Source organism: Streptomyces sp. NPDC058964, assembly GCF_042741275.1.
Lineage (GTDB): Bacteria > Actinomycetota > Actinomycetes > Streptomycetales > Streptomycetaceae > Streptomyces.
Genome location: NZ_JBHYKH010000284.1, coordinates 1 through 11,512, shown reverse-complemented (window position 1 = coordinate 11,512; position 11,512 = coordinate 1). Strand labels below are relative to the sequence as shown.

9 protein-coding genes are annotated in these 11,512 nt (G+C 69.2%); 5 read left to right on the top strand and 4 right to left on the bottom strand.

Going from position 1 to position 11,512, the window contains the following annotated elements; genetic code table 11:
• Window positions 1–237 precede the first annotated feature (237 nt).
• The gene (locus ACFW2E_RS29070) at window positions 238–954 is read right to left on the bottom strand and encodes a hypothetical protein (RefSeq protein WP_384470036.1); all 717 of its coding nucleotides are present in this window, start codon (window positions 952–954) and stop codon (window positions 238–240) included.
• A gap of 547 nt (window positions 955–1,501) precedes the next feature.
• Between ACFW2E_RS29070 and ACFW2E_RS29065 the strand changes: the two genes are divergently transcribed.
• The 5 genes from ACFW2E_RS29065 to ACFW2E_RS29045 all read left to right on the top strand — a co-directional run bounded on the left by ACFW2E_RS29065 (window position 1,502) and on the right by ACFW2E_RS29045 (window position 9,518).
• Window positions 1,502–1,816, top strand: a complete 315-nt coding sequence (locus ACFW2E_RS29065) for a hypothetical protein (protein WP_384470035.1) — start codon at window positions 1,502–1,504, stop codon at window positions 1,814–1,816.
• 458 nt (window positions 1,817–2,274) lie between these two features.
• Complete coding sequence (locus tag ACFW2E_RS29060) at window positions 2,275–2,952, top strand: hypothetical protein (RefSeq protein ID WP_384470034.1); 678 nt, start codon at window positions 2,275–2,277, stop codon at window positions 2,950–2,952.
• Entirely contained in the window at window positions 2,943–4,025 is a 1,083-nt protein-coding gene (locus tag ACFW2E_RS29055) for a hypothetical protein (protein ID WP_384470033.1), read from the top strand. The genes ACFW2E_RS29060 and ACFW2E_RS29055 overlap by 10 nt, the downstream gene beginning before the upstream one ends.
• A gap of 393 nt (window positions 4,026–4,418) precedes the next feature.
• Complete coding sequence (locus ACFW2E_RS29050) at window positions 4,419–8,858, top strand: FtsK/SpoIIIE domain-containing protein (protein WP_384470032.1); 4,440 nt, start codon at window positions 4,419–4,421, stop codon at window positions 8,856–8,858.
• A 102-nt stretch (window positions 8,859–8,960) separates the two neighbouring features.
• Window positions 8,961–9,518 carry a hypothetical protein gene (locus ACFW2E_RS29045; RefSeq protein ID WP_384470031.1) on the top strand — a complete coding sequence of 186 codons (558 nt, stop codon included), beginning with the start codon at window positions 8,961–8,963 and terminating at the stop codon, window positions 9,516–9,518.
• Between the two features lie 6 nt (window positions 9,519–9,524).
• Here ACFW2E_RS29045 and ACFW2E_RS29040 read toward each other — a convergent pair whose 3' ends face one another.
• From ACFW2E_RS29040 to ACFW2E_RS29030, 3 genes are all read right to left on the bottom strand, one after another.
• The gene (locus ACFW2E_RS29040; RefSeq protein ID WP_384470030.1) at window positions 9,525–9,767 is read right to left on the bottom strand and encodes a hypothetical protein; all 243 of its coding nucleotides are present in this window, start codon (window positions 9,765–9,767) and stop codon (window positions 9,525–9,527) included.
• A 109-nt stretch (window positions 9,768–9,876) separates the two neighbouring features.
• The gene (locus ACFW2E_RS29035; RefSeq protein ID WP_384470029.1) at window positions 9,877–10,965 is read right to left on the bottom strand and encodes a hypothetical protein; all 1,089 of its coding nucleotides are present in this window, start codon (window positions 10,963–10,965) and stop codon (window positions 9,877–9,879) included.
• 41 nt (window positions 10,966–11,006) lie between these two features.
• Window positions 11,007–11,360 carry a hypothetical protein gene (locus tag ACFW2E_RS29030; protein ID WP_384470028.1) on the bottom strand — a complete coding sequence of 118 codons (354 nt, stop codon included), beginning with the start codon at window positions 11,358–11,360 and terminating at the stop codon, window positions 11,007–11,009.
• Window positions 11,361–11,512: the final 152 nt, after the last annotated feature.

Sequence of the window (11,512 nt, the reverse complement as noted above, 5' to 3'; positions counted from 1 at the left end):
CACCCCCCCCCCCACCCACCCTATAAAAAACTCTCTTGGTCGGGGCCAGCTTATTTTGTTTAAACGCCCCGGGGGGGGGGGCGCACCCCACCCCCCGCCCCCCCCCCGCCGGGTCGGTCTCGGCGAGCAGGACGCGGCGCGGCCAGACCGCCGCGAGGGCGACGGCCGCGGTGGTGACGCCGGGGGAACCCTTGTCGGCGGCGAGGGCGATGAGGGCCATGGGGTGGGAGCCGCCTTCTAGTTGCCGGTGCCGGGAACGTGCACGATGGCGACCGCACCGGCGGACGCGGCGCGCGCCACGGCGGGGGCGTCGGCCTGGTCGACGAGCAGGGTGACCGAGAGGTTGCCGGTGCTCACGGTGGCGTCGCTGTCGTCGTTGACCTTGCTGACCTTGGCGTTCTCGACGATGGCGGCCCCGCCGGAGGTGGCGGTGGCGGAGGACCCGGTCTTGCTGGAGCTGCTGGTGTCGACGTTGTAGACGGCGACGACGTCACCGGACTTGATGTCGGCCGGGTACTGGCCCTCCTTGAGGGCGACACCCACGGCGGCCTTGCCGGTCGGAAGGCTGCTGCCCTCGGCGAACATCTGCCCCATGACGACCGTGTCCGGGTAGATCGTGGACTTGGCCTTGAGGGTCTTCAGGGTGCCCAGCTGGGACCACTTGACGTAATTGATGCTGTCGTCGGCGGCGACCATCACGGACGTCACATCGCTGTCCTTGACGGACTCTCCGGCCTCGATCTCCTTCGTCACCTTGACGACCTCGATCCGGTCACCGGCGCGCAGGACGAGCGTCGTGGCGCCGAGCGCACCGAGCAGGATGAGCAGCACGGCGAGCGCGGCGAGTGCCGGTTTGCGCTCGCGAGGCGGAGTGGGAAGCCGGTCACCGACCGACGGCTGAGCCGGAGCGGCGGAACGACCGGCGCCCGCCCCCGTACGCTCTTGGATCTTCACGCAACCGCTCCCCGTAACCCAAGACTCTGTCTGTCAAGAACTCTGAAACTCTGTCAACGCTTGTCAACAACGTGAAAGCGGACACTCCGCACCAACCACCCCGACTCGGTCGATTACTCGGCAGCGGGGCGAGTGTCAAGCGATCGCACCGTATCAGCCGCACATAAGCCCCTCAAGGCACGCCCGGACACCTTGACCTCACTGAAATCGTCGTTGCGATCTGCAACTGCAGAGACCCGTGCGACAGTTGGGAGTACGGGGGACGCGAAGGCAAGCCGAACTGTGCGCGGGCGAATCCAGAACGCCCCGCTCGCGCACGGTCCGCGCCCGCGACCGTCACCGCGCACCCATGAGGCCTGCACGAATTGCTCACGTCGGGTTGGCCGACACGTGCCGTGATCGTCGCCTGGCGTGGCCCGAGCGGCCGGGGCGTCGGCTGTCGGAACTGCCGTAGGCACTGCGGGGGTTACCACGGGCACGGACTGAACAGGATCACCCCGCCGGGTGAGTGGTTCGCCACCGTGAATGACCGTGAGGATGCCAGCACGTGATCGAGCCGTCGTACCGGCATCACTGGAAACCTCCCGAGGGCGAGAACCTCGTCACGCGCGACCGGGTGGCCTTCGCGACGGTCACGGCGAGCCACCTCTCCTACCTCGCCGACGACCTGGAGACCGCCCAACTCGCCACCGGCACCGATGTACTCGACCGCCCCCGCCGGGTGCTGGACGACCCGATGTCGCCGTGTGTCGGCATCCGTCTCGCCGAGTGCCTCACCGACGCCCTACGCGTCGACGAGTCCCGGGGCATGCGCCTGGTCGTACCGGACGATGCGGAGGACCCCGAAGGCACCCACGGGTAGGCCACGCGGAACGCGGGGAGCGGGCTACGGTCGTAACCACGACGCGTCGAAGGAGTTCATCGGCTCCACCCACCGCCGCTCCCCCCTCGGCCCGTGCGCCTACAAGGTCGGCGCGCAGGGCGAGGTGACCGGGGACCGCGGCAAGCGCGAGATCCTGGTCGCCGGACGCGCCGAACCCGTACCGTGCACATCGGCATACCCGCCGTGCGACTGCCCGAGAGGCAAGGCACCGCGATAGCGGAACGGAACTCACACATCACAGCGGCCCGGACACAGCACATCAACGCGTCTGAGGTCGATGTCCGTTCGGGCACGATCAGGACACAGGTCACACCCCCGAGCACCCCATGCGCCCAGAATTATCACCATTCACAGGGAAGTTCGCTCTGGCGAAACAGGGAACCTCCCCGATACCGTCGGCTTTCTTGAACGGTCTTTTTTCTCACGGGGAGTTCACTGTGAAGCGCCGTACTTTGCCCGTTGCTGCCGCGCTGGCGGCAACGGCAGCACTGCTGTTGACCGCCTGCGGAAGCGGTGGCGACAAAGCCAGCGACAACGACAAGATCGCCGGCGCCGACCAGGGAACGAAGAAGCCGTCGGCTTCGGCATCCGCTTCGGGAGCGCCGGCAGAGGACAAGCCGGACGGCGTGGACGTGTCCCTGCCCAAGGACATGGACCTGACCATGGTCTTCGACTGGGACAAGCCGAAGGACAAAAACGAGGCGGCGGCAATGGAGGATGCTGCAAACTTTCTCCGCGCCATCTACCGGGGCATCGACAAGCGCACGACCAAGGACGCGGCCCTGACCGCATACGCCACCGGTGACGGGCTCCACTACGCGCAGGTGCAGATCAACGACTGGATCAAGGGCGGCTGGACGGCGACCGGCACGGAGCGCCACTACGACGTCAGCACCCGGTCCACCACGAACGACCAGGCTGTGGAGGTGGCGTTCTGTGTGGACTCAACCAAGTTCTATGGCAAGGAGATCAAGACGGGGAAGGTCCTGAAGACCAAGCCCAGTCTCGCGGACTTCGACTACTTCAAGATCGTCATGGTCAAGCTCCCCACAGCCGATGACCTGTGGCAGGCGTCCAAGGTGTACGTCCAGACCAAGGCGGCGAAGTGCCAGTGAGCGAATCGCGACGCATACTGCTCGGCGCCGGGGCCCTGACTCTGGCCCTCAGCCTCGTCCTCGCGGAACCGGCCTACGCGGCAGGGCCGACGGGCAAGGACAAGGGCGCCGACACAGAGCAGTCGGGCGGCGGGGACTCGACCGGCATCTACGCCGCCGCCAAGATCCAGTACTCCGGCGCCGTCGCCAAGGACGGCGGCACCGGCAACGTCACGTCCTCCGACGTCAACTGGACACCCCCGCCCTGCTGGTACGCCCCCTACCTCGGCGCCAAGGACTTCAAGAAGAAGATGTCCGAGCAGATCGAGAGCGCCAAGAACACGCCCGGCATGGGTGGCACCGCAGGCACGGCGATCGGCGAGATGCAGCGCCACTACGAGGACGAGTACGGCTGGACCGACACCCCCGGCTACAAGGACTACAACGTCGAGAAGGACGGCGAGGGGATGTTCTGGGCCGCTGTCGAGAATCCCGACGAACCCGACGTACTCAAGCGGAGCTCGTGCAACGACCTCCCCTTCTGGGTCGACAACGGCGAAGCCCCACCGGCCCGGTACGAAGAGGCCGTCACTCCGGAGATCCTCGCCGCCCTCGCGTACCAGCACATGCAACTGCCCGACACCAAGGTGACCCTCGCGCCCGAGGCCACCACCAAGGTGAACCTGCCGACATGGGCCTGGCTCGACAAGGCCGTCTTCAACGAGGTCCAGGCCACGGCGGCCATCAACGCCCCCGGTTTCAACATCCAGGCCACGACCACCGCGAAGCCCGTCTCCCTCAAACTCGAACCCGGCACGCCGGATGCCGAGACCTTCCCCGCCTCCGGCGAGTGCGCCATCAAAGCCGACGGCTCCATCGGCGAGCCCTACGCCAAGGGCAAGTCCGACGAGACTCCGCCCTGCGGCCTGAAGTACCTCCGCTCCTCGGGCAATGGCACCTTCAAGCTCCAGGCCACCATCACCTGGAAAATCAGCTGGACCGGCACCGGCGGCGCCGGCGGCGACCTCCCCAACGGCACCTTCGGCACCACCCAGGACATCACGGTCCAGGAAATCCAAGCCGTCAACCGCTGACAGACCGATTGGTCTCCAGGCCGACAAGAGCGACGCACCGTCAAAGCCGCCACCGCGACGAAGCGGCCGCATTCAGGGCCGGGGACGAGGCAGGCAAGGGCTTCAACAGCGCCAATAGCTGAGAAGCGCGGAAATATCAGCGCCGACAACATCTACCTCCTTGGCCCGTCAAGCCCACAGGGGCGCGAAATGCGACCTCCCATCCCGACTCCCGAGCTGAGAGCGGGGCGCGCCCCGATCCATGTGACAACGCTGTGACGGTCAAGGAGATTTGGCTCGTGTGCCGGCCCTCGAAGGCCGCCGGCCCGCGAGGCGACCCCCGGCTGAGCCGGATAGCCTGTGCGGGCATGTCAACGTGGCAGTGCCACGGGTCCCCAGGAAGGAACACGGTCAATGCGGGTGTCCGTCACGGTGGTCCGGCAGGGCATGGATCCACAGGACGTCATTCTTGACTTCGGTGAGGACGCGAGCGTCGCCGAGGTGGCCAAGGCGTTGGCGCCGACGGCGGCTCCCCCCACCGCCGTCGGCGCCGGGTTGGCGCGGATCCCGTACGACCCGCGGCTCGATGGCACGGTGGCACCCACCACGCCCGGCCTGTGGGCCGACGGGCGGCACTGCGAATCCGACGCGCGCGCGAGCGACATACTCCGCGACGGCATGCGGATATCCGTCGACGACAGCGTGGGTCCTTTCCTGCGGGCGGGCGAGCCGTCGGGACGCTACGAACTGCGTGTCACCGCAGGGCCCGGCGCCGGCCGGGTCGCCCGCCTGGCCGCGGGCGTGACGGTGATCGGTTCGGCGCAGACCTGCACCATATCCATCGCCGATCCTCTTCTGCCGCATGAGGCGCTGCGCGTGAGCGTCGCCGTCGACGGCCGTGTCACCCTGACTCCGGGGCAGGTCGGCACGGAGGTACTCCTCGACGGCGAGCCCGTCACCGGTGAACGCGAGTGGCCGCTGGGCGCGCTCGTCCGCTGCGGCGGTTCCCTGCTGGTCCTCGACGACCCGGTGGAACCCGACGCGCACCTGGCGCCGATGGGAGAGGGCGGGCTCGCCTACAACCGTCCGCCCAGGCTGACCTCGTTGCCGCCGCGGGCCCGGCTGGTGGTTCCCGATCCGCCCCGCAAGGCCGAGCGCCACCGCTTCCAACTGATCGCCTCCGTCACACCGTTGATCTTCGGCGTGGTCATGTACCTCATGACCAAGCAGGTGTACACGCTGCTGTTCTGCCTGATGAGTCCGGTGATGATGGCGGGCGAATGGCTCAGTCAGAACCGTGAGGGCAAGAAGAAGAACCGCACATCGGCCAAGGAGTACAAGGCGCAGAAAGCCAAGTACGAAGAGGAGTTGGCGAACCTCACCGCCGCCGACAAGCGGGCGCGGCGCAGCGCCTACCCTGACGCCGCCTCCCTCCTGCTGTTCGCGACGGGACCGCGGCGCCGCCTGTGGGAGCGCAGGCTCACCGACCCGGACGCCCTCGTCCTGCGCGTCGGCGTGACGGATCTCCCGGCCAACATCGAACTCGTCGCCGGCCCCGGACGGGGAACGGACGACGGCCCCCCCGAGCCACCGCTCGTCCAGGATGTTCCGGTACCGCTGCCGTTCACGGAGCTGGGTGTGGTCGGCCTGGCCGGCGCCCGGCCCCAGACCTTGGCGGGCGCCCGCTGGTTCGCCGCCCAGGCCGCCGTCCTGCACAGCCCACGCGATCTGTCCCTGGTCGTGCTCTCCTCGACCCCGGACGCCGACGCCGCGTGGGACTGGGTGCACTGGCTGCCGCACGCCGCCCCGCAGATCGGCCAGGACTGCGTCGCCCTCGTCGGCTCGGACGCCGAGACCATCGGCAAGCGTGTCACCGAGCTGCTCAACGAACTGAACCGCCGCAAGGAAGCGTCCGCGGCCGGCGCGACGGGCCGGCTGCGGCCCGACCCCTACGTACTGATCGTCCTCGACGGTGCGCGGCTGCTGCGCCGCGTGCCCGGCGTCCCGCAGCTCCTCCAGGAGGGTCCGCTGCACGGGATGTTCGCACTGTGCGTCGACGAGGACGAGCGGCTGCTGCCCGAGGAATGCCGGGCGGCGATCTGCTGGCCGATGGGCTCGGTGGACAGCGTGGTGCTGCGTGGCGCGGGACTGGACGCCCTGGGCGAGGTGCTGGCCGACCAGGTGCCCCACGCCTGGTGCGAGTTGCTGGCGCGGTCGCTGGCGCCGGTGCGCGACGTCAGCCGCGACGACGCGGACAGCGCGCTGCCGTCGGCGGCCCGCCTGTTGAACCTGCTGCAGATGCCCGATCCGACGGGCACCGACATCGAGCGGATCTGGCGGTCCGGGGGGACCACGACCCGCTTCCCGGTCGGCGTCGGCGCCGAGGGAACCTTCTTCCTCGACCTCCGGCTGGACGGACCGCACGGGCTCGTCGCCGGCACCACCGGCGCCGGCAAGTCCGAGCTGCTGCAGACACTCATCACCTCACTGGCCGTCCACAACCGGCCCGACGCCCTGAACTTCGTCCTGATCGACTACAAGGGCGGCGCCGCGTTCCAGGACTGCTCCCGGCTGCCGCACACCGTCGGCATGGTCAGCGACCTCGACGCGCATCTGACGGAGCGCGCCCTGGCCTCGCTCGCCGCCGAACTGCGGCGCCGCGAGGAGATCCTCCTGGACGCGGGCGCGAAGGACATCGAGGACTACGCCGACACCCGCCGGCTGCGGCCCGAGCTGGAGCCGATGCCCCGTCTGGTCATCATCATCGACGAGTTCGCCTCGCTGGTGGCCGAACTGCCCGACTTCGTCGCAGGCCTCGTCGACATCGCCCGCCGTGGCCGCTCCCTGGGCGTCCACCTCATCCTCGCCACGCAGCGCCCCGCGGGCGTCGTCAGCCAGGACATCCGTGCCAACACCAACCTGCGCATCGCGCTGCGCGTGACGAACCGGGACGAATCCGCGGACGTCATCGACGCCCCGGACGCCGGGAGCATCTCGAAGTCCACTCCGGGCCGGATGTACGTTCGGTCCGGTGCGAGCGCGCTGGTGGCCGTCCAGTCTGCGCGCATCGGTGGCCGGCGCCCCGGTGCGTCGTCGGCGCCGAGCGTCGGTCTCCTCCCGCTGCCCTGGGCATCCGTCGGCCGTCCGCTGCCCCGGCGGGCCGACGACGGGGACGACGGCACCATGGTCACGGACCTCGCGGTGCTGGTCGACGCCATCGCCGAGGGCTCGCAGCGCATGGGCTTCGGCGAGCCGCACAGCCCGTGGCTGCCCCCGCTGCCCGAACACGTCACGATCGCCGACCTGCACCAGGAGACACGCCCCGCACACGGCGACGTGGCCCCGGCGGTCTTCGGCGTCATCGACGTCCCGGCCCGGCAGGCCCGCTCCCCGCTCAGCCTGGACCTGGTGGACGGCGAGCACCTGCTGATCATCGGCGGCCCCCGCTCCGGCCGCTCCACCGCGCTGCGCACCATCGCGGCCTCCCTGGCCACGACCACGAGCCCCGCCGACGTCCACCTCTACGGCATCGACTGCGGCGCCAACATCCTGCTGCCGTTGACCCGGCTGCCGCACTGCGGCGCCATCATCACCCGCGACGAGACCGAGCGCCTCGTCCGCCTGCTGGGCCGCCTCCAGGCCGAGATCACCCGGCGCCAGCAGCTCCTGGCCCATCTCGGCGTCTCCAGCGTGGCGGAGCAGCGGGCATCGGCCCAGGGCGAGGACCGGCTGCCGTACATGGTGCTGCTCCTCGACGGCTGGGAGAGCTACGTCTCCACCTTCGAGGGCTACGACTACGGCAAGCTGATCGAGGCCATCACCCGGCTGTTCCGCGAGGGCCCGGCGGTCGGCCTGCGCGTGGTGATGACCACGGACCGCACCGGCATGTCCGGCGCCATGACCACCTCCTTCGGCGAACGGCTGATCCTGCGGCTCACCGACCCCAACGACTACGGCATGGTCGGCATCAACCCGCGTTCCGTGCCCAAGGACATGCCGCCCGGGCGCGCCCTGCGCCTGACCGACGACGGCGTGCAGGAGTGCCAGCTCGCCCTGCTCGCCGCCGACCCCGCGGGCAAGGCCCAGGTGGAGGCGCTGCAGGGGATCGCGACGCAGGCCACTCGGCTCCATCCCCGCCCCCCACGCCCGCTCCGCCCGATGCGCGTGGACGCCCTGCCCGTACGTTGCTCGGTCCGCGAAGCCCTCGCCCTGGACCCCGAGTTCGCTCCCGCCTCGGACCTGTGGGCCCTCGTCGGCGTCGGCGGCGACGAACTCGCCCCGCTCGGCGCCGACCTGTCCGATGCCGGACCGGGCTTCGTCGTCGCCGGCCCGCCGAAGTCGGGCCGGTCGAGCACGCTGATCGCGATGACACGCTCGATGACGCGGGCAGGCCTGCCCGTGGTGCTGATCACCCCGAAGCGCTCCCCGCTGAAGGAACTGGAAGGAGAGGCCGGCGTCCTCGGCGTCCTCCCCGGCGACGCCTCCCAGCAGGACCTCACCGACCTCCTGGCCAAGGCACAGGGCGGCCGGTACGCGGTCCTCGCGGACGACGCGGAACTCCTCTACGACACCCCCCTGGACTCGGCACTGGAAGAGGTCGTGCGCAGCGGGCTCGACGGTGACCACGCCGTCGTCGCGGCGGGTTCGGCCGAGTCGCTCGGCTCCCAGTACCGCGGCTTCGTCGTCGAGGCCCGCCGCAATCGCCACGGCCTGCTCCTGGCGCCCACCGCGGACGCCGGCGAGCAGCTCTTCGGCGTCCGCCTGCCCCGCACGTCCTCGGCCGGCCCTGCGGGTCGGGGGGTGCTGATCCAGGGGGGCGCGGTCACGCAGGTCCAGGCCGTGATCGACGACTGAGAGCGCGGCAGGGACCGGAAGCAGCTCGACTTGCCAGAGTGACGGACTACCAATCGAACGGGGGCGGTGTGCATGCTGATCGCTCAGCCGTTGCCACCCAACGTGCACACAGGACCCATCTCGACCGGGCCGGCCTGGGCCCTGCTCGGGGCCGGCGGGGTGATCGTCCTGACGGCCGGCGTGGCGGCAGCGCTGTCACGCCGGGACCCTGATGCCAAGCGCCTGACCAACTGGCTGTTCGGGCTCGGCATGGCCCTGTGCGCCGTGGGCGGGTTCGTGCTGCTGGGCGAGGCGTTCGAGGGCCGGAAGACGAGCGACGGACTCCACGCGGCCGGTCGCCAGATCATCGACGAGGCACTGGACTCGGCCCGCAGCTGCGACCCCGCCTCCCCGCAACCGACCTTCTTCTATCCGAGCGAACCGGGGCGCGGCGCGGCCACGTACGTTCCGTCGCCGTGCAGCACCTCGCCGCGCGACGCCACGGTGGACCCGTCGGTGACGACCTCCGACGGCGTGTACGAAACGCAGGTGGCGGACACCTTCGACACGAGCGGGCACGTGACCGTGTCCGACTCGGACAGCGGCAAGAAGGTCTGCGCCACCATCCCGGACACGGCGGACGGCACCGGCTCCGTCGTCGACGGCCCGTGCCGGGACTAGCCGACCCTACGCTCCCCCGCCGGTCCGCTTGCGGTCCATGTCCGCCTGGTCCTTCTGGGCCTTGGTGATCAGACGCTGCTCCTCGGGGGGATAGGAGTCGAACAGCGTGCCCAGGGCCCCCATGCGGCCCTGGAAGTCATTGCCCCATTTGTCGGCGGCGGAGCCGACCCAGGTCTCGCAGCCGATGAGGTTGTTGACGGCCTTGATGGCGGAGCGGATGTTCGAGACGGATGCCTCGATCTTGTTCATGTCCTGTCGGCAGATATAGCCGAGCTTGTCTTCGTCAGGTATGCCCACCGATAACCCCCGTTACTTGATGCCGATTTGGATGTCCGCATGCCTTCAAATCCGTGGACGTCTATGCGACGCGAATCTGCAGTACGTAGTTCGCCAACCCGCCGGCGATGAGGCTGCCGGAACGGTAGGTCATCGCTTCGGGAATCCCACAGGGCAGACGAAGTGCGTCCACCGGGCGAGTGATCGAGCAAGGCTTGCTCGACGCGGCACCCGCCTTCTCGTGGGCGACCAATTCGGCCTTGCCGGAGTGAAGGTGCACGATGGCCCCGTTGTTGCCCGACTGGTCGTACACGTGGACGAAGATTCCGTCATCTCCGTCACCTGTCAGCCATCGGACTCGATAGGTGGCGGGTGCCCCGGGCAAACCGCTGATCTTCGCCGGCAGGAGCGGCTTGCCGAGCCGTCCGTCCGGGCGGATCAGCACCACGTCGCCGAGTGTCCCGTCGACATCGGTGCCCTCCCTCTCCGGTGACAGGTAGGCAGTTCCCGTACTGTCCATGGCATTGTTCTGAGCCAACAGCAAGGGGAGGCCATCCGACGACTTCGCCGTGACCTGGTACAGACGCCTCACCGTCCCGTCCTTCAGCGCCCACAGGGCGTCCCCGTCGGCGATCAGGATGCTGCCGTCGGGGCGGACCCCGAACGGGCTCGCGTTCGCGGTGAAGTGGACAGCGGTCGCGGGCGCCGATCTCGGAAGGGGGTGGCCCGCGGTTCGGTCCTGCCCCGACGCACCGGCCAGCACCGTCTCCTCGCCCTGAGGGCTGATCTTGTTCACGCGGCCGTTGCGGCCGAAGACCAGAGAGTTGTCAGCCAGCGCGGCGATGCCCCAGGCCGAGGCCCAGCCGCCTCTGTTGAGCCGTACCGACAAGGTGCGATCACGCTTGAGCCGGACCAGTTTCCCGCCGAGAGCGTAGGTACTGCCGTCAGGGCCGGTGGTCATGCCCCGCGACGGCCCACTGAAGCCGTAGAAGGCGACGTATTTGACCTTGGCATCGCGCCCTCCGTCCGAGAAGTCCAGCAGCTGTGCCGCCTGGCCCTTGCCAGGGGCGGCCCATTGGTCCCCATGGTCCCCGCTGTCGCTGGTGCATGCCGCAGCAGTTCCCACGATCAGGACCGCAACCAGGGCGGCCAGCGATGTACGCAAGGTCATGCCGAAAACACCTTCGCTTGTTGTGCGTGTACGCGACGGAACTAGTTGGAGTTGAACCGCTCGGACCCCAGGCTGTAGGCGCTTCCCATCGTGGTCTTGAACACGTTCTCCAGCTCGGGGTCCTTCTGCGTGGCCCCGGTCCACCACCCTTCGAAGTCCTGCTGGTCCTGCTTGTTCTTGAAGGTGATGGCGCCCCCCGACCACTCCGGATGGCCGGCAGGGGCCTTGATCTGGCCGGACGAGACGAGACCCTGCATGATCGAGACCCGCATCTGCGAGTAGTCGTCGTACACCGTGGTCTGGGCGTTGCTGTCCACCGTTGCCGCGTTGTTGGTGGAGAACGCGGAGCTGGCGATCGGCAGGCCGCCCCAGATGGCTGCCTTCGTGTAGTCCATGCCGGTCTTGACCGCCTGGAACGGAATGGATTGACGATGTTCGCCGCGGCCCCGGCGGACTGCTGGGCATGCCCCATAGGTCGGAGGTCGCCGCGGTGATGACGGCGGCGGGGAACTTGGCGTCGTCGAAGGAGTGTGGGCCGGGGGTGGCC